The 26,921-nt window shown below is 41.6% G+C and carries 23 protein-coding genes and 1 pseudogene; 17 read left to right on the top strand and 7 right to left on the bottom strand.

From position 1 onward, the window contains the following. Positions 1-143: 143 nt before the first annotated feature. Positions 144-2,558 (bottom strand): ATP-binding protein, encoded by a 2,415-nt coding sequence (locus Q4533_RS02935; RefSeq protein WP_303501800.1) that lies wholly within the window; start codon positions 2,556-2,558, stop codon positions 144-146. Between the two features lie 413 nt (positions 2,559-2,971). Between Q4533_RS02935 and Q4533_RS02930 the strand changes: the two genes are divergently transcribed. Next, positions 2,972-3,421 (top strand): SMI1/KNR4 family protein, encoded by a 450-nt coding sequence (locus Q4533_RS02930; protein WP_102476887.1) that lies wholly within the window; start codon positions 2,972-2,974, stop codon positions 3,419-3,421. A gap of 133 nt (positions 3,422-3,554) precedes the next feature. Here the strand turns inward: Q4533_RS02930 and Q4533_RS02925 are convergent, their stop codons facing one another. Beyond that, positions 3,555-3,782, bottom strand: coding sequence for a hypothetical protein (locus Q4533_RS02925; RefSeq protein ID WP_133126443.1), 228 nt, complete (start codon positions 3,780-3,782; stop codon positions 3,555-3,557). 281 nt (positions 3,783-4,063) lie between these two features. Here Q4533_RS02925 and Q4533_RS02920 point away from each other — a divergent pair, with 281 nt between their 5' ends. The 7 genes and pseudogenes from Q4533_RS02920 to dbpA all read left to right on the top strand — a co-directional run bounded on the left by Q4533_RS02920 (position 4,064) and on the right by dbpA (position 11,073). Further along, positions 4,064-4,786, top strand: a complete 723-nt coding sequence (locus Q4533_RS02920) for a hypothetical protein (protein ID WP_303445951.1) — start codon at positions 4,064-4,066, stop codon at positions 4,784-4,786. Positions 4,787-5,008: 222 nt separating this feature from the next. Then, positions 5,009-5,665, top strand: a complete 657-nt coding sequence (locus Q4533_RS02915; protein ID WP_102438362.1) for a hypothetical protein — start codon at positions 5,009-5,011, stop codon at positions 5,663-5,665. Between the two features lie 439 nt (positions 5,666-6,104). Then, the gene (locus Q4533_RS02910; RefSeq protein ID WP_102438364.1) at positions 6,105-6,464 is read left to right on the top strand and encodes a group 1 truncated hemoglobin; all 360 of its coding nucleotides are present in this window, start codon (positions 6,105-6,107) and stop codon (positions 6,462-6,464) included. Positions 6,465-6,637: 173 nt separating this feature from the next. Next, positions 6,638-8,050, top strand: coding sequence for a class II fumarate hydratase (gene fumC / locus Q4533_RS02905; RefSeq protein ID WP_303501796.1), 1,413 nt, complete (start codon positions 6,638-6,640; stop codon positions 8,048-8,050). A 52-nt stretch (positions 8,051-8,102) separates the two neighbouring features. Beyond that, positions 8,103-8,473 (top strand): annotated as a pseudogene (locus tag Q4533_RS02900) (DUF2391 family protein). 185 nt (positions 8,474-8,658) lie between these two features. Further along, positions 8,659-9,540, top strand: coding sequence for a pirin family protein (locus Q4533_RS02895; protein WP_102476890.1), 882 nt, complete (start codon positions 8,659-8,661; stop codon positions 9,538-9,540). Between the two features lie 129 nt (positions 9,541-9,669). Continuing rightward, entirely contained in the window at positions 9,670-11,073 is a 1,404-nt protein-coding gene (dbpA, locus tag Q4533_RS02890; RefSeq protein ID WP_102438372.1) for an ATP-dependent RNA helicase DbpA, read from the top strand. 303 nt (positions 11,074-11,376) lie between these two features. Here the strand turns inward: dbpA and Q4533_RS02885 are convergent, their stop codons facing one another. Further along, entirely contained in the window at positions 11,377-12,792 is a 1,416-nt protein-coding gene (locus tag Q4533_RS02885; protein WP_102438374.1) for a DEAD/DEAH box helicase, read from the bottom strand. Positions 12,793-13,069: 277 nt separating this feature from the next. Here Q4533_RS02885 and Q4533_RS02880 point away from each other — a divergent pair, with 277 nt between their 5' ends. After that, the gene (locus Q4533_RS02880; protein WP_102520552.1) at positions 13,070-14,143 is read left to right on the top strand and encodes a DUF3626 domain-containing protein; all 1,074 of its coding nucleotides are present in this window, start codon (positions 13,070-13,072) and stop codon (positions 14,141-14,143) included. A gap of 43 nt (positions 14,144-14,186) precedes the next feature. On the opposite strand, the gene Q4533_RS02875 is transcribed toward Q4533_RS02880, so the two are convergent. Continuing rightward, positions 14,187-15,068 (bottom strand): sensor domain-containing diguanylate cyclase, encoded by an 882-nt coding sequence (locus Q4533_RS02875; protein WP_303501792.1) that lies wholly within the window; start codon positions 15,066-15,068, stop codon positions 14,187-14,189. A gap of 350 nt (positions 15,069-15,418) precedes the next feature. Here Q4533_RS02875 and cydD point away from each other — a divergent pair, with 350 nt between their 5' ends. Both cydD and cydC read left to right on the top strand, forming a co-directional pair. Then, positions 15,419-17,299 (top strand): cysteine/glutathione ABC transporter permease/ATP-binding protein CydD, encoded by a 1,881-nt coding sequence (gene cydD / locus Q4533_RS02870; RefSeq protein ID WP_303411970.1) that lies wholly within the window; start codon positions 15,419-15,421, stop codon positions 17,297-17,299. Beyond that, entirely contained in the window at positions 17,299-19,086 is a 1,788-nt protein-coding gene (cydC, locus tag Q4533_RS02865) for a cysteine/glutathione ABC transporter ATP-binding protein/permease CydC (RefSeq protein WP_303445955.1), read from the top strand. The genes cydD and cydC overlap by 1 nt, the downstream gene beginning before the upstream one ends. A 167-nt stretch (positions 19,087-19,253) precedes the next feature. On the opposite strand, the gene Q4533_RS02860 is transcribed toward cydC, so the two are convergent. Then, complete coding sequence (locus tag Q4533_RS02860) at positions 19,254-19,970, bottom strand: nucleoside-diphosphate sugar epimerase (RefSeq protein WP_303501789.1); 717 nt, start codon at positions 19,968-19,970, stop codon at positions 19,254-19,256. A 420-nt stretch (positions 19,971-20,390) separates the two neighbouring features. Here Q4533_RS02860 and Q4533_RS02855 point away from each other — a divergent pair, with 420 nt between their 5' ends. From Q4533_RS02855 to Q4533_RS02845, 3 genes are all read left to right on the top strand, one after another. Beyond that, positions 20,391-20,765, top strand: a complete 375-nt coding sequence (locus tag Q4533_RS02855) for a PH domain-containing protein (protein WP_102438386.1) — start codon at positions 20,391-20,393, stop codon at positions 20,763-20,765. 154 nt (positions 20,766-20,919) lie between these two features. Then, complete coding sequence (locus tag Q4533_RS02850) at positions 20,920-21,093, top strand: YbaM family protein (RefSeq protein ID WP_102438387.1); 174 nt, start codon at positions 20,920-20,922, stop codon at positions 21,091-21,093. 63 nt (positions 21,094-21,156) lie between these two features. Continuing rightward, entirely contained in the window at positions 21,157-21,828 is a 672-nt protein-coding gene (locus Q4533_RS02845; RefSeq protein ID WP_303501787.1) for a nitroreductase family protein, read from the top strand. On the opposite strand, the gene Q4533_RS02840 is transcribed toward Q4533_RS02845, so the two are convergent. Next, positions 21,829-22,044: a TIGR02450 family Trp-rich protein gene (locus Q4533_RS02840; RefSeq protein WP_102438391.1), complete on the bottom strand. Its 216-nt coding sequence runs from the start codon at positions 22,042-22,044 to the stop codon at positions 21,829-21,831. Positions 22,045-23,329: 1,285 nt separating this feature from the next. Between Q4533_RS02840 and Q4533_RS02835 the strand changes: the two genes are divergently transcribed. The 3 genes from Q4533_RS02835 to Q4533_RS02825 all read left to right on the top strand — a co-directional run bounded on the left by Q4533_RS02835 (position 23,330) and on the right by Q4533_RS02825 (position 25,524). Beyond that, a complete protein-coding gene (locus tag Q4533_RS02835) occupies positions 23,330-24,703 on the top strand; it encodes a Shedu anti-phage system protein SduA domain-containing protein (protein ID WP_303501784.1) in 1,374 nt (457 codons plus the stop codon). A 119-nt stretch (positions 24,704-24,822) separates the two neighbouring features. Beyond that, positions 24,823-25,170: a DUF3024 domain-containing protein gene (locus Q4533_RS02830; RefSeq protein WP_102438467.1), complete on the top strand. Its 348-nt coding sequence runs from the start codon at positions 24,823-24,825 to the stop codon at positions 25,168-25,170. A gap of 120 nt (positions 25,171-25,290) precedes the next feature. Continuing rightward, a complete protein-coding gene (locus Q4533_RS02825) occupies positions 25,291-25,524 on the top strand; it encodes a hypothetical protein (RefSeq protein ID WP_102438397.1) in 234 nt (77 codons plus the stop codon). Between the two features lie 248 nt (positions 25,525-25,772). On the opposite strand, the gene Q4533_RS02820 is transcribed toward Q4533_RS02825, so the two are convergent. After that, complete coding sequence (locus Q4533_RS02820) at positions 25,773-26,756, bottom strand: hypothetical protein (protein ID WP_102438399.1); 984 nt, start codon at positions 26,754-26,756, stop codon at positions 25,773-25,775. Between the last annotated feature and the right edge of the window lie 165 nt (positions 26,757-26,921).

Here is a 26,921-nt window from a genome sequence, read left to right as displayed (position 1 = left end):
TTCGCTTCAACAGGGTCTAAGGAGGCTACTTTTAATCCCCCTTTTTCATCAGTCAAATTTGGTAGTGTATTCTTGTAGTGGGCTTTTAATTGAGCTTAGCTGTGAATTGAGTTTCGCTATAAATAAAGCACAGATAAAAGACATCAAATAAATTTAGTGAGCTTTTCTACCAGAATTTCGCGTCTAAAGGGTTTAGGTAAATAATCGTTCATGCCCACATCGTAACACTTTTGAATATCATCATCTAAAATTGAAGCGGTTAAGGCTATGATAACCACAGGCTCTGAGCCTTCTACCTTTTCAAAAGCGCGTATGGCCTCAGTGGCTTCAAAGCCTGTCATAACTGGCATCATACAATCCATCAGTATCAATTCGATGTTTTTATGGTGACGTTTATATATTTCTAGCGCTTCGCCACCATGGTTGGCAATTTTGTAATTTATTCCTAATTTTTTTAAGTTAATTTCAACCACTTTCTGATTAATTTTATTATCTTCCACCAGCAAAATAAGTTTGTCACTTTTCATCGTCGCTTGAGTGCTTTCAATGTCAGCAGTAACTGATCTTGTGACGGTTTTCAGTAAGGTATCTAATCTAAGCCCTAACAATGGGATTGTGACGTAGCCAGAAATGGATTCGCCAAAGTCATCCTTGCTATCATTGTTATGACGAGATAGCACCACAGGCAAGTTTGGGTAAGCTTTAGTTATGTTAATGATGTCAGAGGCTTTAGTCGTGGGAGTTTGCTTGAGCAGTAATACTGCACTGTCTGATATTGATTCAGGCAGCTCATCAAAGGCCTTAAGTAAGATGACAGGGTAGTTAAATTCATCCAAATTTTGCAGTAACAGGGTTTCATGCTCGTTAGCACAGTAATAAATGGTTTGAGCTGGCTTAGCAGGGGCTGTATGGGCCTGCTTGTCTAAAATCAAATTGAAATAAAACTCTGAGCCGACTCCTTTGGTTGAGTTGATTTCAATTTTACTGCCCATCATTTGAACCATTTTTGCTGAAATAGCCAGCCCTAAACCTGTGCCACCAAATTCAGTAGAGGTGCTATTGCTTTCTTGTTTAAATTCTTCAAATACCTGACTTTGTTTGTCCTCATCTATTCCAATACCAGTATCTCTTACTGAGAAATATAAATTAACCTTATGGTCTTGGGCGCTTTTTAATGGCTGTTGTCGCAAGGTAAATTGCACTGAACCTGAGCTGGTAAACTTAATCGCATTTGATGCCAGATTCATCAAAATTTGTCTTAGCTTTTGCTCATCGGCACGGATTAACGTCGGTATTTGTGCATCCATATCGATACGCAATTCGATATCTTTTTGCTGTGCCTTGGGGGCGATAAGGGCTGCTGTATCGTAGATAACTTCTTTTATGGCGCAAGTGTGAACATTAATATCAAACTTGCCCGATTCAATTTTGGAGAGGTCTAAAATATCATTGATAAGCATTAATAGTGTTTGAGAGGATGCATTTATCGTCGCTAAATAGTCTTTTTGCATGGCGTTTAAATTAGAGTCTGTGAGGATCTCGGTCATGCCAATAATGCCATTTAACGGAGTACGTATTTCGTGGGACATATTCGCGAGAAACGAGCTTTTAGCCCGATTGGCCTTTATTTCATCTTGCTTAGCGTCAATCAGTTCTTCTTCAAGTTGATGGCTGGCAATGTTGACCGTATATAAGGTTATAAAGATAAGTAAGCATAATAATAAGGCAAGCAGATAGTCATACAATAAGTAATTTTTAATTTTCTCATCTATCATGCTTGGAAGTTGATTAAATAACCCATCAAGCTCCTCTTCAACCTGTTGAATCGAGGCGCGAAGCTCACCTTGTAGCCCTGATTTATAGTCGTAGCCAAGCTTTTGATGTGCAGTTTGTAGCGTGAAAAATGCGTTTTTATAGGCTTCTAAATGGCGAGTAATGGATTTATCGATATTATTTCGGCCCAGAAGTGAGCCAAGCGTGTCAAATTGCTGCGTAATTTGTTCAAGCTGCTTTGGGGAAAAGCTGGAGAAAAACTCGAAAGTCTGCTGCTGAATATCAAGCTGTATCTGGTTTAATTCAGCATCATGACGCTGCAAAGCATCTTGCTCAAATGCCAGCTCCGCAAGCTTAAATCTGCCTTGATAACCAGGTTCAAGGTCATCTCCGTCAATCAAAAAGGTTTGCTTGCTAAGTTCGTTAAAGGTGTTGGTATAGCGGGCGACACTCTTGATACTGTCAAGGCCGTTAAAGTCTATTTGTAAGTCATGGGATATCAATATGCTATTGATATCCAGCAGTTGTTGCTCTAATAATCTTTCGCTGTAATTAAGCTGGGTGATGTATTGCTCTTCACGTCTTAGGATAAAATCCTTTTCCAATCGGCGAAGTTGTAAAAGGGTATTGGAGGCAAGCGATATCTTATTTTGAAACACTCCGAGCTCGTGTCGCTGTTGAATAGTTTTTTGATTGGCGATTAAAAAAAGTATCAAAATAATAAATATTGAAACCGCACCAACAGCCATTAACTGCTTAAGATTAAGTCGTGCAAAAGTTTTCATATCCATAAACCTTTAGTAATCCATTATCATTGCCAATCCTATCTAATAACTATAGTTGTAAATCATATTAATATCAGAAAACAAACAGAAAAAGATTGATAAAACACTGATAAAATCAAGCCATAGGTTAAGTTTATCAGTCACAGTACAAACAAAATGCAGCAGGTTTAGCTTACTCATACCTGCATTGTTTCAGGCTGACATGGGTAAGGCTTGAATATAATGAAAAACCTTGCCGTTTTTGGGGAAGCACATAGCGTGATACAGATTGCTAATCATCCAAAGCTTCAAGATACAAGTGGTCAACTAATATTAATTACAGTTAAACCGCGGACTTTTTGGGTTTCTCTGGTATTTTAGTCACAATTTTTTGGCCAGTATTCTGGCTTTAGTTGTTTTGGGAATATGTAGGCATGAATAGCATCGATCTATTTGTAAAAAACTGGGGCAGTAAAAATGCCATGGTGCCAATAAAGAGTCAGTTTATCGCTGAACTTGAAGCAAAACTGACGGCAGTGCTGCCAGACTCATATAAGTATTTAATCTCAACCTATGGCTTGGTGCACACCCCTAATGTATTGACAAAAATTTGCGATTTAGGTGTCGATATTTCTGAAGTGCAGGACTTTTTAAGCCTTGAAGATGTGGCGTTACTGTCCAACTTATATGAGATGAGCGGCATGCCAAAAGGGCATATTTTGTTTGCCTCTGATTGTAAGGGCAACATGTTTTGCTTTAAGCAAACCGAGTGTCAAACTCAGCAGCAAGATGTGGCTGTGTGGTTTTATAATCAAGGTTGGGGGACGGTTGAAAAGGTGTCTAATTCGTTCAGTGAATGGCTACAGCAGTTCAATGATCTTTAAAGCGGATGTATCACTAGCTAAGTTACTTATTGTATAGCTTCCAGTAGGTTAACTGTCTAAGTATATTGATTTTAAGTGTAAGTTTCTGTTAGTGAAAAAACCGGCTTAAGTAATTAAGCCGGTTTTTTATGGATTATTTTTGTTTGCGTAACCAGTTCATTTGGTAAATAACAAAACTGATAAATACCATAAAAATGATTAAGAATGTTTTTTGCAATAAAGGGTCTTCTAATGATGTCACTATGGGGTCATCCATAGGGAAACGGGTCATAATCTCGGTGGCAGTAGGGATCAAATGAAATAGTATGGTTGCCGAAAAACAGAGGTTAACTAGATATTTATTCCACGATTCAAACAGCACTGTTTTATCAAGTACGATGCCAATAACAGCCGCTAATATGGTTAATGTAAGGCTCGAAGTATAAGACTCGAAGTTTAATTTGGGGGCATTTTTTGGCCACTGTGTTAATTCAGGCTAATTCATCCAAGGACTCGATATCGAGTCCTTTTTTGTTGGTTTTTAGTCAGAATATTACTTTACATAAGCGGTATCGCAAAGCTATGTTTAAGCTATTGTTTGCTTGAAATTTAAACTGCACAGGCCTTGAGTTTAATTCAGATGACGCGATGCAAGGAGTGGTTGTGGACATAAAATTGAATATCAAATTATCTACATTCTGTATTACTCAGTTCTCAATAGTCACCCTGTTGGTTCTTGCTGGGCTCGCTGCCTATATTTATGCTCATATCACTGGACATGAATATGTATTGGGTTTCTTGCCGTTATTTGACGTAGGTAATGAGCAAAGCTTTCCGACTTATTTCTCGGTATTAAATTTACTATTAGCGTCAATATTGTTTTTTGTTTTATATCTATTTGAAAAAACCAATCATCATAAAGGCTTTAATTATTGGTTATATTTAGCAGTGCTATTTTTATTATTATCCTGTGATGAGAGCGTAGGGGTACACGAAAATTTTTCAAATATTCATGATTACCTTGCTGCGAAAGACATCATACCGGCCTTAATTAGCTCACACACATGGTTACCTTTTGGGGTGTTGTTTGTGTTTGTTGTAGGCGTCTCGCTAGTGCCATTTTTAAGATCATTATCAAAACAAAGCGCTTTTTATTTTGTACTTTCAGGGGGGATTTTTCTTACCGGGGCTATTGGTTTTGAATATCTAGGTGCTGTGATGTTAGAGCACGGATTAGTCGATTCCAAGGCTGACTTATTGTACAAACTGCGCCGAGTATTTGAAGAGGCGTTTGAAATGTATGGCATCGCAATATTAAACTGTGCTTTATATCGAGAGATGCTTAATAGAAAGCTTTGTTTGGCTATTCATCGCTCAGAATCATAAGCTATGATCTTCGCCGTAGAGTTGCACAGACTTTACCGGATTATAGTAAGAAAACTGTGAAAGCAGATTGACCGCTATAGGGTTTTTCCATTCATTCAAGTCACAAGAACACACAGCTAAAACCCCAAGCGCTAAAGTTTACTATCACCCAAGTTACGACTATAACTTAAATAGTCGACTCTAATGGGTGAGCCTGCCAAAACGTTTAGGAAAAGTTTAAACATGAACATGCAGATAGTTTCTCAGGCTAAAAATCTCACCGGTTTCTTCTTTCTTCTCTATTTTTTACCCCTTGCCTTATTGCTATTTGTTATCCTCGCCAGTACCACAATGGATTTACCTTTTGGCATTTTTACCCGTGATCTCGCTGCGACGGCAGAAGTGAATCCTTTAACTGGGGTGACATCAAATGTTGGCGCTTTATTGTGGGCAGCTGCTGCGACCATATGCTTTTTAACTTGGGAGGTTTTTCGTCATCAGCCTAAAGAAAAGTGGTTCGCTGTATTTATGTTGTGTTCAGGCCTATTAACCACGCTGCTATTATGTGACGACTTTTTTATGCTGCACGATTATATTTTTCCGCGTTATTTAGCTATCAAAGAGAAGTTTTTTCTATTGGCTTACTTCAGTTTAATGTTTTGCTGGATGGTGGTTTTCAGAAAGTGCATCCTAAAAACGCAGTATCTAATTCTGCTGCTCGCCTTTGTTTTTTTTGCTTTGTCAGTGTTGGTTGATCAGTTTCAAACTCCAATCGAGGCCTTTATTGGTGACTCACGTATTTTGTTTGAGGATGGCTTTAAGCTGATTGGTATTGTTAGTTGGCTTGGCTATTTTTTTAAATGCTGTTTATTGAAAATAAACGAAAATATACTCGAGTAAGGGGGTTAATTAATTTCTTTGGCAGATTGGATTGATCTCTTAAGGTATTATGCAAGATGCAATTTTTATCAGCAGCTGACGTTGGCGCTTTAGGCTAAAACTAGCACCCAAACCTAGGCTGAAAACTAGCACTAAATCTTAGCACTAAATCTTAGTGCTAAATCTTAGTGCTAAATCTTAGTGTTAATATAAAGTCTCAACGCGCTCTCTCAAAGCTCACCTAAAAGCTAGAAGTAAACCTAATTGAGTTTTGCCAACCTATAACCTTGCTCAATCAATAGTCCTATTTATTGAGTCGCAGCCCTCTCATTTCGCCATTTTAGCCTACAATTTATCAGTGCCCTTTAGGGCGAGTGGCGTGATATTTCTTCGTAATAAACTCGCTGTTAAATATTAAACGCCAATGTGATTCACCTGAATCAAAGCAAGGATATAGTTTATGAGTAATTCACTGTATGAACGTCTTGGCGGCAGTGCTGGCATTGAGAGTATTGCAAATGACTTGGTCGATTTGCATATGGCCAACCCGACAATCTCCCCAAGATTTGCCAAATCAGATCCCGTAGCGCTAAAAAATGCCGCGGCGACATTTTTCATTGCAGGAACTGGCGGCCCAAGTGTGTATAAAGGCCAAGATATGCTCTCGGTACATAAAGGCATGAACATATCGGCGGCTGAATTTATGGCGGTACTGGATGATGCATTGCAGGCATTTGAAATGAATAATATTAGCCAGCGGGATCAAGAACAAGCGCTGTATATTTTGTACAGCATGCGATCTGATATCGTGTTGGTTTAGCTTGTTACTGCCCTAAATGGCTCACTTAACCCCGAGAGTAGGCTAAGTTAACCAGTTATTCAGGATCGACTTAGTCTCTTATCACTAGTCTCTTATCACTAATCTGTTAACGCAGACTTCAAACCAGCTCTATAGCTTGTGTCATCAATAGCTCGGCTGCAAAGGATAACCTTATGGGCACATTTCGCACAGAAACGGATTCATTTGGGCCATTAAAGGTGCCTGCGGATAAATACTATGGCGCTCAGTCGGCGCGCAGCTTAATCAATTTCGCTATTGGGGTCGAGACGATGCCCAAGCCATTAATTCATGCTTTGGGAATGGTGAAGCAATGTGCGGCCAAGGTGAATATGGAGTTTGGCATTCTCGATACTGATATTGGTCAAGCGATTGAACAGGCCGCTGGCGAGGTGATGCAAGGCAAACTGGATGAACACTTTCCGTTGTCGGTATGGCAAACTGGCTCGGGCACTCACACCAATATGAATATCAATGAGGTGATTGCTAATCGCGCCATTGAATTGCTTGGCGGCGTGCTTGGCAGTAAAACCCCCGTGCACCCAAATGATCATTGTAATTTAGGCCAGTCATCAAACGACTGCTTTCCCACTGCAATGCACATCGCAGCAGTACTGGAGTTACACCAGCAATTGTTGCCCGCATTAAGGCATTTACAGCAGCAGCTAGCGATAAAATCGGTAGCATTTAATCATATTATAAAAATCGGTCGAACCCATATTCAGGATGCCACTCCGCTGACCTTAGGTCAGGAGTTTTCAGGTTATAGTGCCCAAATGAGTCATGGCATTGCTCGAGTTGAAGCGGTAATGCCTGCGTTATTACAGTTGGCTCAGGGCGGCACTGCTGTGGGGACCGGCATGAACTCAATTAAAGGCTTTGATATAAGCTTTGCTCAGCAAGTTGCCAAGCTGACTAAATTGCCCTTTATTACTGCGACCAATAAATTTGAGGCCATAGCGAGCCATGATGCCATTGTTGAAGCCAGTGGTGCATTAAATACCGTGGCCGTCAGTGTGATGAAAATTGCTAACGATATCCGCTTTTTGGCCTCAGGGCCGCGCTGTGGATTAGGGGAAATTAATCTGCCTGCAAATGAGCCCGGCTCATCGATAATGCCCGCTAAAGTGAACCCGAGCCAATGTGAAGCGTTAACTATGATAGCGGTGCAGGTTATGGGAAATCATACAACCATTTCAGTGGCAGGCAGCAATGGCCATTTTGAGCTCAATGCCTTTAAGCCAGTGATGATTTATAACCTACTGCAATCAATTGCTTTACTGGCAGATGGTTGTAGCAGTTTTACTGATAAATGTATTTGCGGTATTAGTGCCAATGAAGCACAACTTGCTAAGTTTTGTGATGAGTCATTAATGCTGGTAACCGCGCTTAATGACTACCTTGGTTATGATAATGCCGCCAGCATCGCTAAAAAAGCTCATCAAGATGGCTCGACACTACTAGCGGCAGCCCTTGCCCTTGGATTACTCACCGAAGCGCAGTTTAATCAGTGGGTCGTGGTAGAGAAGATGCTAGCGCCCCATGATTTACCTAAAGGCAAACCTTAAATAAACGATCGAATGATCTCGCTTAAAACACCGTCTAAGTAAAGAGTTGCTTATGAAACTTAATTTTAATATGGAAGATGCCAGCCAAATATTTGTCGGCGCTTTTGCTTTAGCTGTACCGATTTCTTTTTCTGAAGAAGCGTGGAAACTGGGTGAGACTTTACCCTTAATCAACGTCATGATGCTGTTTGTGTTGTCGGTGGTGTTTTTGGGGTTATTTACCTATCACAGCGTGTTTCAACATGATGTTAAATCACGGGTTATTGTGTTTATATTTCGGATCGTTATCGCTTATTTGATGGCGGCCTTGGTAGTGAGCTTGGTGTTATAGACGATCCCATAACCTCATTACGGCGGATTATTATCATTACTATGCCAGCCTCTATGGGCGCCATAGTGGTGGATAGCTTTGATAAAGAGTAAGCCTTAAAAGAGTAACCTGTAAAATAACCTTGCCTCTTTAGCTATAAGTATTCAGCTATGACCGTTCAATTTGGCCGCTAATAACTATCCGATTAAATCGACTAAAAGTAGCGTTTTATTACAATATTTATTCGATTAGTTGCTTGTTAAGCTAAGGCTATTAATCACTCATAGAGTAGAACATCATGAAAGTATTAGGCCGTTTTAGCGCTCGACCAGCAATGGATGGTGACGGGGTTAACATTAAGCGGGTTGCGGATTTTATCAATACCCGCTTTGATCCTTATTTAATGATTGATGAGATCAAATCAGATGATCAGCAAGATTTCATTGGTGGTTTTCCACCGCATCCTCATCGCGGTATTGAAACCTTTACCTATATTCGTAAGGGTGGCTTTGAACACCGCGATCAATTAGGTAATGTTAAAGCCATACGCGCTGGCGATGTGCAGTGGATGAGTACTGGCAGTGGGGTGATTCATTCTGAAATGCCATTAGCCGATGCTGAAGATGGCCTACATGGCTTTCAAATTTGGCTCAATATGCCCGCTAAAGACAAAATGCGTCCGGCGATCTATCAAGATACCTCAGAAAAGGCTAATCCAACGGGTACTAACCAAGACGGTGCGCAGTTAAAGGCGCTTGCTGGCCATTGGCAATTTGCTGGCAATGATAGGGACAATGACGCTGAGGAATTAGTCTCGAGTATTCAAGGCTTGGCGGGCAATGGTGCCATTGCGGATTTAACGCTCGCAGCTAATGGCCACGCCAGTATTGATTTATCCAGCCATGAGGTGGTTCATGCCTATATCTATCAAGGTGAGCTTGAATATATCGCCGCCAATGGAGACTTGATGACGGCCAGCGCCGGACAGTTATTGTTATTGTCAGCTGAGCTAAGTCATTTTAACAATGCTATCTCTGCCGAGACAGGGTTATTGTTACTGGCAGGTTCACCCATTAATGAAAAAATAGTCCATATGGGCCCATTTGTAATGAATAGCCAAGCTGAAATAGATCAAGCAGTAGATGATTACCAACAAGGGCGCTTTGGTAAGATCATTTAGCAAAGATATATCTGCCATGTGCGGATAAAATTGCTACAATATGCAATTAGGCCAAGGTATAAATATCTTGGCTGTTTTGTTTGTACTCGTTTTGTTTCAGTACCCGTTTTATATCAGAGGATATTCGCCTTGAGTCAGTCTACTCAACAAGCCGCTAATACGGCTTTCGCATCACTAAATCTTAAACCTGATTTGCTTGAAAATCTCAAAACCATGGGATTCGAGTCAATGACTCAAATTCAAGCTGAGAGCTTACCAGCAATCCTTGCAGGTGATGACGTGATTGGCCAAGGAAAAACCGGCTCAGGTAAAACTGCAGCATTTGGTTTGGGCTTACTAAACAAGTTAGATGTGAAACGTTTTCGCATCCAAACCATGGTGTTGTGCCCAACACGTGAACTCGCCGACCAAGTGGCAAAAGAGATCCGTACTCTAGCTCGCGGCATTCATAACGTGAAAGTACTAACATTGTGTGGCGGCGTACCAATGGGACCACAAATTGGTTCATTGGAACATGGCGCGCACATTATTGTTGGCACCCCAGGACGTATTGTTGATCATCTTGATCGCAATCGCTTAGATTTAAGCAACGTTAACATGCTGATTTTAGATGAAGCCGATCGCATGTTAGAAATGGGCTTTCAGCAGCAATTAGACCAAATTATTGAAGACACGCCGCGTGAGCGTCAAACCTTGCTATTTAGCGCGACCTTCCCTGAGCAAATTAAGCAGGTTGCTGATCAAATCATGTATAAGCCATTAATGGTTAAGGTTGAAGCGACGCACGACAACCTCACTATCGATCAGCATTTTTATCTAACCGAAGACAATCATGCACGTATGGAGGCTTTACAGTTATTGTTACTGGATAAGCAGCCTGAAAGTGCGGTGGTGTTTTGTAACACCCGCCGTGAAACTCAAAAAGTGGCGGATACGTTAGCTGAACAAGGTTTTAGCGTACTAGCCTTACATGGCGACTTAGAGCAGCGCGAGCGCGATCAAATGTTACTGCGTTTTGCCAACAAAAGTGCCCGCGTATTAGTGGCAACCGATGTGGCGTCTCGTGGTTTAGATATCGAAGACTTAGACGCGGTATTTAACTATCACATTGCCTACGATACCGAAGTACACATTCACCGTATTGGCCGTACCGGTCGTGCGGGCAGTACTGGCGCAGCTTACACTTTCTATAGTCATGAAGATGGTCATCGTATGGTTGAAATCGGTGAGCTAATTGGCCGCGAAATCGACGGTGAAGCATTACCAGCCATGAGTGCGTTAACGAAAATGCCACTTGAAGCTGAGATGGTTACCATTCAAATCGATGCAGGTAAGAAGCATAAGGTTCGCCCTGGCGATATCGTTGGTGGTTTAACTGGCGAAAATGGCATTGATGGCGCAGACATTGGCAAAATTAAAGTGACCGATATCCGTTCATTTGTGGCAGTGAAACGCACCGCGTCTAAAAAGGCACTTAACAAGATCACTAAAGGCCGTTTAAAAGGTAAAACCTACCGCGCTTGGTTCTTGTAGATATTATTTTGAGTCGGTAGCGCTAGCGTTACTCACTGAATTGAAAGCGAGTTTAGTTAATACTAAACTCGCTTTTTTATATCTATTTATGGCTCAGTGCTGTTGATGTAAAGCTCAGTACTGTTGATTCTATGTAGCTGTCGCTTGACCGTTATCGACTCCGGATAGCATATTAATCAGTGTCGCTCTTCCCCTAGTATCGTAGTGCTCAACAAAAAATCCCAAAAAAAAGGTATAAAAACTATTGTCTTCATACCTTTTTTATTGAGCTAATTCATCGAGAACTCGCTTTAGCGATTAGCATTAGTCACGGGACTTAGGTCTTGCATTAGCGTAAGGATTCACACTGCCAGAAGCTGCGCTATTGGCGCTATTGTTACCTTGGCGGCGACGTTGTGGCTTTTTAGCCGCTGTTGAATTTGCCGAGGCATCAGCGCGCGAATTCTGGCGCGAGCTATGTCTAGATTCTGGTTTACCTGATCTATCACTGCTGTTTTGGCTCGCATGCTTACGGCGATTTGGGTTCGGCTTTTTATGGTTGCTGTTGTGGCCACCAGCGCGATTCAAATTCGGCTCAGGCAAAGTATGACATGCTTCATAACCGGCAATCTGTTTACGTTCAATTACGCGCTTAATAAGACGCTCAATATCATGCAGTAATTTGACTTCTTCATCACTCACTAATGATACCGCTTGACCAGATGCACCCGCACGGCCAGTACGGCCAATACGATGCACATAATCTTCAGGCACATTCGGTAAGTCAAAGTTAACCACAAATGGCAGTTGGTCAATATCGATACCACGGGCAGCGATATCGGTGGCCACCATCACTTGTGCAGTGCCCGCTTTAAAGTCAGCTAAAGCTTTAGTACGAGCGCTTTGACTCTTGTTACCATGAATAGCAACCGCTTTAATGCCATCAGCTTCTAGGTTTTTTGCTAAGCGGTTGGCGCCATGTTTGGTGCGTGAAAAAACTAACACTTGATGCCAATCATTTTCTTTAATTAGCTTGGTTAGGATTTTAGCTTTACGGCTTTTATCAATGGCGTATACCGCTTGATCAACCGTGTTCGCTGTTGCGTTACGTGGCGTTACTGAAATTTCAACTGGGTTATTCACTAAGCCTTTAGCCAGCTCGCGAATTTCATCTGAGAAGGTGGCTGAGAACATTAAGTTCTGACGTTGCTTTGGCAACATGGCTAAGATTTTCTTAATGTCACGAATAAAGCCCATATCCAGCATTCTGTCGGCTTCATCCAAAATAAGCACTTCAAGCTGACTAAAGCTCAATACTTTTTGTTGGCATAAATCTAATAATCGACCCGGTGTCGCCACCAAAACATCAACGCCATTTCTTAGTGCTGCAATTTGCGGGTTAATAGATACGCCCCCAAATACCACTGCAGATTTTAGCGGTAAGTTTGCGCCATACGTTGACACGCTTTCAGCAACTTGAGCGGCTAATTCACGTGTTGGAGTTAATACCAAGGCTCTAACTTGTCCGCGCTGTGCACGTTGACCTTTTGAAAGTAATTCTAGTAGTGGCAGGGTAAAACCTGCTGTCTTGCCGGTGCCGGTTTGTGCTGCAGCCATAACATCTTTGCCTTCAAGTACAGCAGGGATCGCTTGTGCTTGAATAGCGGAAGGCGTGTCATAGCCTTGTTTTTCAACAGCTTTTAAAATTGCTGCACTTAAGCCAAGGGAGGCAAAACTCATAGAATGATCTCTTTGGTCAACGCTAACGTTGTTTACAATAAATGGGAGCCAGAATGTGGCGGGCGTGAAGCTTACCTGAATAGGTGCATAAGTGCTAATAAATCGCCAATTTAACCCTTGGCCTTAGGGCATGGTATCCACAGCTAACGCTGGTGCTAGCGGTACTTTCACTCAGCACAATGGCCGAAATCGATGAATAAGGATTAATCTTTGATGGCAAAGTCGGCTATTTAACATACAATGAAATACAATCACTTACCGAATGGAGTCGCGATAAATGAAACCGCAGTTTGCCGCGCAAGTTCATATTGAAAAAACGCTGGCTTGCCTTCGTGAACAAGCCTGTTCGGTGATTAAAAATATTTTGCTGATGTCTAATATTTCCAGCCAAGATGTGCAGCAGGGAATGAAAAAGTTACATGCCCACGGCCAAGTGGCACTGCATTTTCATCCCGATCGCATTGATAGTCGCGGGCTCAGTGTGGCTGCTGGGCTATTAAAAGATGGCTATTATAAAACCCAGTTTGAGACTCATATCTCCAATGGCCAGTTATCACCTGAATTAGGTGGCCCTCGAGATCATTGGGAGAACCAACTGTTTGGTCAATGCTACTCTGGGGTAAAACATCGGCCTAAATATGGCGCTTTAGATTTAGGTTTTTGCCCACTAGGCCCAGCACCCCGTTTTGGTAGTTGTTACTTCATTACAAAGCCCCAAGTGTTATCTCGCTGCAGTTTTAGTTATATGGATTCATATCGCTTGCCAAAAGAAAAGGGCACGCTGCAGTGTTTTGAAGTGATTTTAGCGGCGTTACTTAGTGAAAGTTTTGAGCGCCATTATGCGCTGGGGCTGGCTAATATCAAACCAGCGCAGATTATTACGCATTTACAGCAGCTGCCTATGGAAGTTAATGCACGCTTTGCTCGCCAGCCCTTAGGTAATCTTGATCATTATATCGAAGCGCAGATCCACGGTGATGTATCACTGGATGATGATATTGCTTATCTGGTGGCAGACCCAAGTTTTAAACTCACTGAAGTGGGGGATTGCATGCAAGCCCTGTGTGAGGAATATGACATCAGATTGCTGTGGCATCAGGGTTATCAATTAACAGTTGATAGCGTGCCAAAAGATTTTCGTGGCCCTGATATGCCTGTACTTGCTCAAGCAATTGCGAAAGACGGCTTAATCACCGCACAATTAATTGGCAAAGCGGCAATGGATCTCACCTTAAAGCCAATGTTATGGAGTGAGCGCGGTAAGCAAGCGCAGCAGTTACAGCAGTTGAAGTTAATCTGGCATGTGTTAGTGAAATTTGGTGCGATTGCGCCAACTGAGCCAACATCTTAAGCGACTTGCTAAAGCCAGTAGCTAAATCAGCAGCCTGATAAGGCTAGCTAAAACGATAGGTTGCTCCGCCTTGGCGCTTGGATTTGTACATGGCAAAGTCAGCTGATTTAATCAAACTATCAAAGCATTCACCCGAATCAGGGTAAGTGGCGATACCAATACTGCAATTAACGTTTACCGATTGTTCGCCCAATTGAAAGGGCTTATATAAACATGCAATTAAGGTATCTGCCACTGCGGCAATGTCGTTGTTGTCGTGAATGCCTTCAATCATTAAGACAAACTCATCACCACCCATTCTAGCAATGGTGTCAGCATCTCTGACTTGGACATTTAACCTGCGGCCCACTTCTATTAGCACTTGATCACCTTCGTTATGACCAAGGCTGTCATTGACCTTTTTAAAGTCGTCTAAATCAATATAAAACAGACAAAAACGACTGTTATTGCGTTTGGCTCTTTCGATATATTGTCCGACTCTGTCAGTGAGTAAGTGACGATTGGGCATTTGGGTGAGTTGATCGTAATAGGCAAGGTTTAATAACCGCTGGGCATCTTCAATGCGTTTGGTGATATCGCGGTTGATGCCGAGTGCGCCGAGAAACTGCTGTTGCTCATCAAACAGCGGGATACACATGGACTCAATCCAGCCTATGGTGCCATCTTGATGTTTAAAGCGAATTTCACCGCTCCACTTGCCATGCTTGGCCACTGCAGACATCACTTGTTCGGTGATAGATTCAGTATCCTCCGGCGAATGCAAAATACTGACGTGTTGACCCAGTATCTCGGCTTTACTATAGCCATATAAAGATTGAGAACCTGCGTTCCAATCGATCACAACACCTTCAGTGTCGGTGACCACCACAGCATCAAATAAATAATCAAATGCTTGGGCCCGCAGCGCAGGAAGATCAAATTGCATTTAATTGCATCTCCACAGTGAATTTTTAGTCATTAAAAAGGACTAACTAAATGTGGGTAGAATTAGGGTATTTGTCAATGGTTAATATTTGAACGTAACAATGTTTATGGTTTTAGTCATGGGGAGTTTTTATGGCTCTGGTCATCAAAGCCGCTGTGGTTTTTAAGCAGATCTTTTAACCCTCTAAACAAGGTTAATAAGCTTTACCTACTATAATTTTTATTAGTATTGTGTGAGTCAGTTAACACTTCTAAGGTGGCGGCTGTAATCTAGGGCTTTAGCTTGCGATACTGCGGCAATTTCCCACACTTTACTGCGCCAATCTAGGCGTATTTCTCTTCAGGAATCTAATGGATAAAACTTTAGAAAAGTCCCTCACTCACTGGCTTAAATCGCAGAAATCATCTTGTGGTATTTTCCTTAAATTAGCCATTTTTACCGGGGCCGCTAATGGGGTGGCAATTGTTGCCCAAGCTTACTTGTTGGCGACCATCCTCCATGGGGTGATCATGCTGGAATTACCCATGGGCAGTTTTACGCTGCAATTTGGCGCTTTAATTAGTTTAATTCTAGTCAGAGCGGTGCTGGCATATGCTAGAGAACGTTTGAGTTTTGAAGCGGGTAAACGCCTTCGTGGCGACATTCGTGAAGCTGTGCTCAATAAGCTCACCGATTTAGGTCCAGCTTTTATTAAAGGTAAACCAGCAGGGGCATGGGCCAGTGTGGTTCTTGAGCAAGTTGAAGATCTGCACGATTTTTATGCTAAATATTTACCGCAAATGATGCTGGCAGCGTTTATTCCGCTAATTATTTTAGTGGCGGTATTTCCGCTCAATTGGGCCTCAGGGCTGATCTTACTGGCCACAGCGCCGTTGATCCCCATGTTTATGATTTTAGTGGGCATGGGCGCCGCCGATGCTAATCGTAAAAACTTCAGCGCGCTGTCACGTTTAAGCGGCCATTTTATGGATCGCTTAAAGGGCATAAGTACCCTCAAGCTGTTTCACCGCGCAGAAGCTGAAGTAAAGCAAATCGAAACTGGCTCAGAAGACTTTAGGCAACGCACTATGTCAGTGCTGAGAATGGCATTTTTAAGTTCGGCGGTACTGGAGTTTTTTGCCGCGCTATCTATCGCTGTGCTGGCGGTGTATTTTGGCTTTAGCTACCTAGAGCACCTTAATTTTGGTCATTATGGGGTTAAAATTAGTTTATTTACTGGTATGTTTGTGCTGATTTTAGCGCCAGAGTTTTTTCAGCCATTACGTGATTTAGGCACCCATTACCATGCTAAAGCACAAGCCATTGGTGCAGCAGAAGCCTTGGTAGAACTTCTTGAACATCCTAATCCATTAAAGCAAGTTGACGAAAACTTTAGCGAGCAAACTGGCCAGCTGCGAAACACCGATCTCAGTAAAATTGTGATCACCGCAACAGATCTTGAAGTGCTCACCTTAGAGGGAAAACCCTTATTAGGGCCGATTTCATTTAGCATTAAAGCCGGCGAACATATTGCTATTGTTGGCCCAAGTGGCGCCGGTAAAACCAGTTTATTAAATGCCTTGCTGGGCTTTTTACCTTACAGAGGTTCACTGCAAATTAATGCCGCTGAGCTGAGTTTACTTGATAAAAACTATTGGCGCTCAAGGCTTGCTTGGTTAGGTCAAGACCCGCAGTTGTTCCATGGATCTATCCGCGATAATGTCAGCCTAGGCAACGCACAGCTCAGCGATGCTGAGATTATGGCGTTACTGCAACAAGCCAATATTGCTGATTTTGTTCAGGCTCATCCCCAAGGGCTTGATGCCATTATTAGTGACCAATCAGCGGGTATTTCAGTGGGACAAGCTCAGCGTATTGCCCTTGCGCGGGCGTTGTCGCAACCTGCGAGCTTATTCTTGTTGGATGAGCCCACCGCCAGTCTTGATAACCAAAGTGAGCAACTGGTTAGCGCCGCCCTTAATCAAGCCAAGTTGCAGCAAACCAGCTTGATGATCACCCATCGATTAGACCAGCTACAAGATATGGATAATATTTTAGTGATTGATAATGGCAAACTTGTGCAACAAGGCGACTATAAAACCCTCAGCCAGCAACCGGGTTTATTCAAATCAATGCAGCAACAAGATGATGGTTTATCACTGTTTATTACTGCTGAATCTGATACTGACGCGGCAAACGTAAATAACCAAGCCGAAATGGCGCAGAGCATTGGCACTAAGGAGGATAAATAATGCAAGTTTTATATCCGTTCCTTAAATTGTTTAAACGCCAATGGCTGATGATGGCCATTGGCTTGTTTCTTACCTGTACTACTATCCTTGCGGGTATCGGTTTATTGTCATTATCGGGCTGGTTTTTATCCGCAACCGCCATCGCGGGTTTAACTGCAGCCACGGCATTAGCCTTTAACTTTTTTACTCCTGCTGGTGGGGTGCGTTTTTTCTCTATTGCCCGCACCGCAAGTCGTTATGGTGAGCGCTTAGCTACCCATGAGGCGACCTTTAAATTACTTACGGATTTACGGGTTTGGTCTTGGAAAAAGCTGTTTCCGCTTAGTGCCAGTAATCTGCAAGGGTTACGACAAGGCGACATGCTTAACCGTCTAGTGGCCGATATCGATACCTTAGATCATTTGTATTTACGCTTACTGGTGCCAATGACAGCGTCGTTATTGACCATCATTGCCTTGTATGCATTTTTATCTTGGTTTGATTTAACCCTAGCGTTAAGCCTATGTGGTTTGTTGCTGAGTGTATGGATTGTGCTGCCATTGATATTCTATCGCTTAGGCAGAAAACCTGGTGAGGCTGTGGTAGATGCTAAGCGCCACTTTAGAGTGTTAATCCTTGATGTTATTCAGGGACAAGCTGAATTAAGCATTTTTGCAGCTAATGATCGTTATAGACAAAAATTACGTGATGCTGAAACAGCCTTATTTAACAGCCAAACAGCCATGGCCAATATTACTGGTTTTAGCCAAGGGCTATTGATTGCGGTGAACGGTTTTGCTGTGGTAATGATGTTATATCTTGCTGGACAAGGCGTTGGTGCGCAGGTGCCGCCAGGCCCCTTAATGGCGACAATGGTGTTTGCTACTATGGCGTCAATTGAAATGATGATGCCAATCTCTGGGGCGTTTCAGCATTTATCTAGCTGTGTGTTATCGGCTAAACGTATTACTGAAATTACCGATCAGCAAGGGGATATTCAGTACGGTGAGCGCCAATTTCAAGGGGGTGAATTAGCTGCTACAGAACTTGAGTTAAACGACATTCACTTTGGCTATCAAGCTGAGCGGTCAATTTTAACAGGGGTTAATTTACATATAACCCAAGGCCAAAAAGTGGCCTTACTTGGGCCAACGGGCTGTGGTAAATCAAGCTTGCTTGCACTGATCACCCGTGAGTGGATGCCGCAACAAGGTCAAATCAGATTATCAGGTCATGATATTGCTGACTATGACGAAGTGTCATTACGCAACGCGATGACAGTGGTGAGTCAGCGGGTGCATTTATTTGCTGGCACAGTACGCGATAACTTAACCATTGCCTTACCTTATGTTGAGGGGCAAAAGAAAAAGGCCAATGATCAGCGCTTAATCGCAGTGTTAAAGCAAGTGGGCTTAGGCACGTTACTTGAGTCCGTAACGGCTACAGATCGCGGTGAAGAAATTGGTTTAGACAGCTGGATTGGTGACGGCGGGCGTCAGTTATCAGGTGGCGAACAGCGCCGAATTGGGGTGGCTCGTGCATTACTGCGTGATGCGCCTATTTTATTGCTTGATGAGCCAACCGAAGGGCTTGATAAACGCACTGAACGGGAAATTTTACGCTTACTGTTTACGTTTGCTGAAGGTAAAACCTTACTGATGATCAGCCACAGACTCACCGCCATGGCTGAAATGGATCAAATTCATATGCTGGATAATGGGCTGATTGCCGCCAGTGGCACCCATGAAGACTTAATGCAAGATTGTGCTGAATACCAAGGTTTATATAAGCATTTAGCCAAAGACTAATCGGCTAATTTTTAAGGCTAGTGTTATTTTTAGATTAGCCTTTATTAACTGCGCCTTCATTGGCAAAGCTTTTAATGAATAAGCTTTCATCAAATAAGCATCTAAATGACAAGGCTAATTAATCAAGGCGCTTATAATAAGCGCCTTTTTTTATGGAAATGAATAAGTTATTTAGCCGTTAAATGCATGGCTTTGTTATCTATGATTTGCACTGCTGGGGAGTGGTTATTAGCGGCTGTATGTAGCTCATTTTGTATAGCTGTCTGCAACATCACTTTTGCCACTCGCTCGCCGCTTATGGGCTTATATTTCACAAGTGGGCCGATAAAGAAACCGGAAGTGAGTTTAAATAACCCTTGGCCTACATCCTCAAGTGCTCGCTGACTCGCTCGCTCCCCTAATAACAAGCTTGGCTGAAATATCATTAGTTTAGGTAGGTTAAGCGCGACTAAGGCTTGCTGTACCTGACCTTTAGCACGATTATAAAAAATGCTTGAATTTGCATTGGCATCTAATGCCGTGACCACTGAAAAAGACCATGGCTTTGAACGGTTTCTGCTAAGTTGATGTTGTTGGATTAACTTAGCGAAATCAATAACTGCAGTCACATCTACTTTTTTAAAATTATCTTGGCTACCCGCTTGCTTAATGGTGGTGCCTAAACAACAAAATGCATGATCGATGTCGATCGGAATGGATAAACTGGGGATGTCTTCTAGCTGGCATTGAATAAAGCTGAGCTTGTCGATGCCGTGGGTGCCTTCAGCCAGTTGTGGCAGACGTCGACCTAAAACCACTACTTGCTGGTAGCGCTCATCAGCCAGTAATCCAAGTAACACATTTGCACCAATAAGCCCTGTGGCACCAATTATTGCAGCATTCATAATTTTCCTAAAGTACCAAGCCAGCATGTTGACTCTTTTTTATAAGCAGAGATTTTAGCATGGAATAAGCTTGTTAGTACGGCTCAAAATAAGTGCGCACAAAAGGGCTGCTGCATAGGTAATTGCAGGATTACTGCAGGGTTATTAGTCCATAGCAGCTGCTATTGAACATTTATAAGTATTGGTTTTAGCATGGAATAAGCTTGTTAGTACGGCTCAAAATAAGTGCGCAGAAAGCGCTATTGCATAGGAAATTACCGGGTTATCAGTACATAACTGCTGTCATTGAACATCTAATAAGTGTCGGTTTTAGCATGGAATAAGCTTGTTAATATCATCAAGATAGCGCAGTATTTTGTGGCATAAATATAATGAATAAGCTGACCATTCAGTTTGAAAACATAAAAACAGGGAGACGTTATGGGATTATTTGATGCGATATTAGGTAACTCGTCAGAAGTTGATTTAGCAGAATTAGAGCAAGAGCTTGCGCCAATTTTGGCTGACAATGAGTCAGTGCATCTGGGTTATAAATTGATCCGCGATATGTTTGTGTTCACCGACAAACGGCTTATTTTAATCGACAAACAAGGCATGACGGGCAAAAAGGTGAGTTATCATTCAATTGCTTATAAATCGATGACTCACTTTATTGTTGAAACCGCAGGTACCTTTGATATGGATGCCGAGCTGAAAATTTATATTTCAGGCACAGAGCAACCCATAGTTAAAGAGCTAAAAAAAGGCACTGATGTGGTGGGCATTCAAAAAGCCATTGCTAACTTTTCACTTTAATTGCGAGTTAATGTGTTTTATAACAAAGCTGCCAGCTAACGGCTTACAAGAAACCGCAGGCCAACAACAATTACTGAGTTAACATATTGGCTGAGCCTTAACGCAATCATTATGTGCGTATGGTTAGGCCTACTTTACATATTGGATAACGCAAATGACCACAGATAACCCGCAACCATCACCTCTGAATGATGCCCCTAAATCCATTCAACTTGCGGTCGATTTAATTCAGTTACTCGAAGAAAATAAAATAGATACCACAACGGCGATTGAAGCATTACAAATCACCTTAGCTGATTTCAAAAAAAAGCAGCAACAGGGCACGTAATTGCCCGGAGTAACGGCTTGAGAACCACTCACATGGTCGAACTAAAATAATCAAGGAACAGATATGACCGAAGCTCACTTACCACTGACTGATTTCATCGAATATAGCCAAGCAGAGATGATTGAACGGGCGCAGCAAAACTATCAAAATGTAAAACGCCGTCATTCGATACGTAAGTTCTCTGATAGAGCGGTTCCTCAGCAGGTCATTGAGCAATGTATTTTAGCGGCAGGGACAGCGCCAAATGGCGCGAATCATCAGCCGTGGCACTTTGTCGCCATCAGTAACCCTGAGATTAAAGCGCAAATTCGCCAGCAAGCTGAAGCCATCGAACAAGCATTTTATGCCGGTCGCGGCGGTGAAGAGTGGCTCGATAATTTAAAGCCATTAGGCACTAATGCCAGCAAACCTTATCTAGAAACCGCCCCTTGGTTAATTGCGGTGTTTTCTAAAAAACGCAGCGAAGATAATGGTGAGCAAAAGCAGAATTATTACGTGCATGAGTCGGTAGGCATCGCCACAGGTTTTTTAATTCAGGCGCTGCACAATGCAGGCCTTGGCACCTTAACTCACACTCCCAAACCTATGTCGTTTTTAAGTAAAGTATGTGGCCGAGATAATGACAATGAGCGCCCCTATATGCTGATTGTGGCTGGTTATCCTGATGAGAATGCTACGGTACCAGAGCATGCTTTATACAAGAAACCGTTAACTGAGATTTGTGATTTTTTATGATTACTTCCAGCCTTGTAACCACTGGCTGGTTTGTTTTAACTCGCGCCAATTTATAGCAAATTCTTGACCGTTTAGCTCTGCTCTAATTAAGCATTCAATCACGTTTTGTTGTTCATCAAAACTGACTTTAGTGACCGAAAAGTGTTTTAGTTTTTCGGTCACATTGACCTTTGTCCATTTACTATGAAGTAACTTTTTTGGGTGTAATGGGTTCATTCATTTCTCCTAGTTGGCGGTCTATATCTCATCTGATTGTTTATTTACCTCATTACGTTATTACGTTGAATCGGGTTAAAAGGTTCAGCTATAGAAGGGTTCAGCTTCCAAATTCTGTTTGGATTAACATTGTGGTTTTTTCACATTCACACTTGCCCTCAATTTATTTTGCCATGTAAAAATCAAAGTCGTGGCGCTTCGCCCACACCAGAGTCAAGGGGGAAACTGCTTGTCCCCCTTAACAATCCCTCAGCACCCCGACGAAAAATGCTGAAAAGCGCATAATTTTCGATGGGGATTGATCCAGCTTCTGACTTCGTTTGTTGCTAACTTCGGCCCCTGTTTATTATAAAGAGTGAAAATGCTAACGCTTCCGATGGTGAGTCTGAAGTAAATGGATTTACAAATGTCACGGTGGCATGGATGCTAAGGAGTGACCCTGCACCGCGAAAGCTATGCTCACATCCATGTGAGCACACGCTATTTTCTCTGCGTCCTCAATTCAAATTGAGTCGGAGGCAAATAGATCTTCAACTCTTTAGCTTTTACTTGCCGCAATATATGAGGCTAAATCGAAGATATGAAAATTCCGGTGTAAGCGCAGCTGTGACCGTCCATGACATGGCGAAGTTTCACAGTGTGAAACGTTCTGAGCGAGAGGCATGGATGCCGAACTGGCCGTTTAACAAGGATGTTATTTGTTTTGGCAGAGCTTTCAGGGACCTTTTGATTTATATAAAGAATGCAGCGTGTCACAGTAGTGCTTGCACATAAGGTCGCTCTTTCACATCTGACCCATAGGGATTTGGGAAATGTCATGATGATGTCGGGAACATCATTGACCATGTGATCGCGACATTTGTATATCCTATACATCACCTGCGGCAGGCAATTGGTTAGATTGAAGTAATGGCTTGCTGTAACGGGGCCAATATAAATGAAGTTTAAAGCTTAATATCACTGTGTATTAACGCAGTTATATTAATCCTCTAAGAATTTTTCATTATTATCGAAGCCAAAATCAGGTCAATTGGCATCGATAAATTTGAGGTTGAAAGTTTAACTTATATATTTCATGGGTTTATGTTATTCATATTGAGTAACAATGGACCCGATAAATGTTCAGGCTCAACTTTGCGGAGTGATTAACCTTAATTCGGCCAATAAAGTAGGTATTAGTTCTTTTACATCAGTAAGTTACATGATAAATTGAATTCAAAATTAATTATAAGCAGGGATTTATCCGAGACGCTGGATAATAAGCTGTTAAATGCCAAGGGAACTTATGAGCATAGAAGTTAATCAACTAGGAAGTTTCATTTTCGAATATATTTCGAGATATAGGGAAACATACGATAGTTTCACTTCATTGCCCCCAAATGGAGCAGGTTACCCTAAATATCCAATCTCCCCATTTTTGAATTCAGAAGCATTTGAAGTGATTCTTGCGGAAGATGGTGTTGTAATAAATGAAGTAGCAGATGAGCCCGAACATCAGTGGTATGTTGCTGGAGGTCCTGCTTTAAAAGTTGATCTAGAGCCAAGTAAAACACCAAAAGAAGTCACAAAATTTATCGAAGATAATGGTTTGTCAGGAAAACCCATCGGTATTTACAGAATAGTAGCTAAAGAGCATATACCTTCTTCCGTTTGGAAAGGTAAAATTAAAAATATCTCTTATCAAAAAACTGTAAGAAATGAAGATTTAAATGTCTCTTTGCACTTAATGCAAGTCAAAACTAATTTGAAAAGCCTCATATGTAATATGACTTTTGGTGCGTATGGTATCGTTTTAGATCCTCACTTACCTGATACAGCGACTTCATTTGGGGAGCCTTACATAATCGAAAAAATGGGTTTTTTCCCAGCTGATTTAAACAACCGACGTTTTTTTAATTATATCGAGATTTATGGCCAATCGACCATTGAAGCTTGGGATAAAAGAATAATAAATCTACGAGTCAAAAATGACTTAAGGCGTGATTTTGCTAAGACTCTATCTAATCCTGATGGTGATAAAGGCGGTTCGATTACGATGGGGGCAACGAACCAATGGGTTGAAAATTATACGAATCGTTTGGGGAAATTAAAACAAGCGATTGACGACTTTAAAAATGTATTGTTATTTCAATCTCATGAAACAGAAGATGTATTTCATAAGTTAATTGAAAAGCATCCAATTCTTTTAGATGTATATGGCAGTTGTGAAAGTAAACCTCAGTTACATTATCCCGCAGGTGAGCTATCACCAATTGGAAAAACTTATGTAGAACCCGACTTTATTGTTGTCTATGCAGATCAGTCCTACAAATTGGTTGAATTGGAAAGGGCTTCTAAAAAGGTAGCTACAAAGCAAGGGCAGCCAAGAGCTGAAGTTGGTCAAGCTGCATTTCAAACCGCAGAATGGGTTCATTATATTAGAGAACATTATAATCAAATTAAAACACGTTATCCTGGTATTCATACTAAGTGTCAAACAAGCTTAATTATGAGCCGTTCAACTCAATCCAGTTTCAACAATGTCGCAGACATTAATCGGTACAAGGAGATGATAATTCAACAATACACTATCGATGAGTTTTTAACGTATGATGACTTATTTGATAGAGCATGTACTGCATATACCGTGTTGACAGGTTTGTCGCCACATGGCATTTAACAAGGCGCTTAAACGGAACTAAAACAGTGGGTTACGTTTCGCTTCGCTACACATTTTAACCAACTATTTTAGTCCGCTTAGCACAGCGTTATACGTCATTCAGAGAGATGAGTTTTATCATGGCAATCAGTGAGTTTGAAATAAAGCGTTGTGAGAAAGAGTTAGATAAGTTTATTGATGAGCATCGGCCTCCTGTTCATGTAAGAGACCAGCTTGATATTAGTTATCAAATTGAAAATCAAAGCGTTGTGCTATTTGAAATTAGAGCTAACTTTAGAAATCCATCGGAAAAATTAGATATTCCGATTGCGAAAGCTACATATGTGAAAACGCAAAAAGTGTGGAAGATCTATTGGCAAAAATCTGATCTTAAATGGCATGTATATGAACCTGTAGCAACAGTCAAACATCTAGAAGATTTCTTGAATGTTGTTGGTCAAAATGAGTACGATTGCTTTTTTAGTTAAACGTATAGCAAGGTAGTTATAACGGAACTAAAACAGTGGGTTACGCTTCGCTTTGCTACACATGTTAACCCGCAATTTTAGTCCGATTATTGCGGCGTTACACGTACATTCGGAGTTGCCATGATCAAAACTGAAAGCATACAGATTCAATGTCCACAGTGTGGTGAAACTGAATTTGAACAACCTGATAATGTACAAGATGATGACTTTGTTAAATGTAATCATTGTAAATTTGAAATGATGCTGGCAGACCTTAAAGAGGTAGGTATTGAGCAAGCTAAGGAAGTCATTATTCCAGAAGCTAAAAAAGAAATTGAAAATATGTTAAAGAAAGCGTTCAAGGGGTTTAAATAAATGAGCAAATACGAAATTATAAGTAGTCTTGTTTCATTACTAGCTATAGTGGTTTCTTCAGCAGGAAAAAGGTGCCACCCATTGTTAATGTTTTATGTAGTGGCCAGACTTTATTAGCCACTGCACCCCAAATGAGTTAGCAAGGCTGAAAGCTTGTTGTTGGCAGGTAATCTACACAAACAGTTATGCTTATGGAGTGTCAAAGCATAACTGTTTGCTGAATAGGGCGAGTAACCGAGGTTTTAAAGTTATTTCACTTCATATCTAAGTAGGACTTCATTATCCAATACAACGTTGGTTGACCAGATGAAGCTTGCTCCAGCACCACTGAATTTATCAATGAAGTTCATGTAAGACTTTTTGTTGTTTACACCGATTTCATCTTCTGAATATTGTGTTGCTTGAGGCCATGAGGTTGCGTCAAACTCTTGTTCCATCCAGCTACTTGGGGTTTCCCAGTGGGCGGCATAAGCATTCTCACCATTATCTGTACCTTCCGTTGTACAGGTGGCTGATAAGCGTTTTCCATCAGCTTCGCTTAAACAGGATAAATCATAGATAGGAGCGGTATAAAACGTTTGTGCTTGCCAGTTTGCCCCTGTCACAGTGCCATCGCTAAAGCTTGCGATAAAGCCACCATCTCCAGGGTGGTATGCTTTGCCACGGTTGTCTTCAGTACCCAAGCCTAAGTTCTCTTCCCAATCAATGACCTTTACAGCAATCGTATAAGGTTTGTTAACCTTGAACTTTACGATGCTAGAGTTAAATGGCGTGAATGGTACGGTGTCTACTGCTACAAGCTGACCATTAATGTATAACTCAAAGTAATTGTCAGCAAAAATGTAACCGGTGATCTCTTCTCCGTCTGCATCAATAACTGCAACAGGTACTGAGTCCTCATCCACGTCCGCAATGCCTTGAGGAGTTATGTTGTTACACTCTTCATATAGGTCGATTGCTTTTGTTGCGGTAGTAAAATGATTTTCGGCAGGAACAATCCAAACCTTACCGTCAACATCAATTACTTCACCAATGCCAGCAACACGGCTTCTGCCATTCTTACACTCAAAAAGATTAGCCTCTATTGTGTTTGCAAGACCTTGGGTAATACTGGCTGAACCGCTGTAATCGCTGATGCTTTCGCTAACAGTTAGGTCGGCTGTTGGGGAGCAACCAGCCAACAATAAGGCGATTGATGAAAGGGCGAAAACTCGATTATTTGCAGTAATCATAGATGAAAATCCAGTAATAAGTATGAATCTTAAGTGTAGTTTTTAATTTATGTAGAGCAATGAGTTGAATTAGTTTTCTTAACAAGGCGGATATATTAGCCGATGTATTGTAAATGAACGTAAACTCATTTTTTCCAAAAACGAGTTACAAACCAATCCCAACTA

Origin of the sequence: Shewanella sp. 6_MG-2023, from assembly GCF_030547195.1 — a bacterium.
Classification (GTDB): domain Bacteria; phylum Pseudomonadota; class Gammaproteobacteria; order Enterobacterales; family Shewanellaceae; genus Shewanella.
This window is presented reverse-complemented; position numbering and strand designations above follow the sequence as displayed.

Bases quoted from the DNA above. Each gene is read 5' to 3' on its own strand.
- Q4533_RS02835 (WP_303501784.1), top strand. From the start codon at position 23,330: ATGAGCATAGAAGTTAATCAACTAGGAAGTTTCATTTTCGAATATATT.
- Q4533_RS02895 (WP_102476890.1), top strand. From the start codon at position 8,659: ATGAAAGTATTAGGCCGTTTTAGCGCTCGACCAGCAATGGATGGTGAC.
- Q4533_RS02840 (WP_102438391.1), bottom strand. From the start codon at position 22,044: ATGAACCCATTACACCCAAAAAAGTTACTTCATAGTAAATGGACAAAG.
- Q4533_RS02825 (WP_102438397.1), top strand. From the start codon at position 25,291: ATGATCAAAACTGAAAGCATACAGATTCAATGTCCACAGTGTGGTGAA.
- Q4533_RS02820 (WP_102438399.1), bottom strand. From the start codon at position 26,756: ATGATTACTGCAAATAATCGAGTTTTCGCCCTTTCATCAATCGCCTTA.
- cydD (WP_303411970.1), top strand. From the start codon at position 15,419: ATGGATAAAACTTTAGAAAAGTCCCTCACTCACTGGCTTAAATCGCAG.
- Q4533_RS02875 (WP_303501792.1), bottom strand. From the start codon at position 15,068: ATGCAATTTGATCTTCCTGCGCTGCGGGCCCAAGCATTTGATTATTTA.
- Q4533_RS02845 (WP_303501787.1), top strand. From the start codon at position 21,157: ATGACCGAAGCTCACTTACCACTGACTGATTTCATCGAATATAGCCAA.
- Q4533_RS02855 (WP_102438386.1), top strand. From the start codon at position 20,391: ATGGGATTATTTGATGCGATATTAGGTAACTCGTCAGAAGTTGATTTA.
- Q4533_RS02830 (WP_102438467.1), top strand. From the start codon at position 24,823: ATGGCAATCAGTGAGTTTGAAATAAAGCGTTGTGAGAAAGAGTTAGAT.
- Q4533_RS02935 (WP_303501800.1), bottom strand. From the start codon at position 2,558: ATGAAAACTTTTGCACGACTTAATCTTAAGCAGTTAATGGCTGTTGGT.
- fumC (WP_303501796.1), top strand. From the start codon at position 6,638: ATGGGCACATTTCGCACAGAAACGGATTCATTTGGGCCATTAAAGGTG.
- Q4533_RS02930 (WP_102476887.1), top strand. From the start codon at position 2,972: ATGAATAGCATCGATCTATTTGTAAAAAACTGGGGCAGTAAAAATGCC.
- cydC (WP_303445955.1), top strand. From the start codon at position 17,299: ATGCAAGTTTTATATCCGTTCCTTAAATTGTTTAAACGCCAATGGCTG.
- Q4533_RS02910 (WP_102438364.1), top strand. From the start codon at position 6,105: ATGAGTAATTCACTGTATGAACGTCTTGGCGGCAGTGCTGGCATTGAG.
- Q4533_RS02880 (WP_102520552.1), top strand. From the start codon at position 13,070: ATGAAACCGCAGTTTGCCGCGCAAGTTCATATTGAAAAAACGCTGGCT.
- Q4533_RS02860 (WP_303501789.1), bottom strand. From the start codon at position 19,970: ATGAATGCTGCAATAATTGGTGCCACAGGGCTTATTGGTGCAAATGTG.
- Q4533_RS02915 (WP_102438362.1), top strand. From the start codon at position 5,009: ATGAACATGCAGATAGTTTCTCAGGCTAAAAATCTCACCGGTTTCTTC.
- Q4533_RS02850 (WP_102438387.1), top strand. From the start codon at position 20,920: ATGACCACAGATAACCCGCAACCATCACCTCTGAATGATGCCCCTAAA.
- Q4533_RS02885 (WP_102438374.1), bottom strand. From the start codon at position 12,792: ATGAGTTTTGCCTCCCTTGGCTTAAGTGCAGCAATTTTAAAAGCTGTT.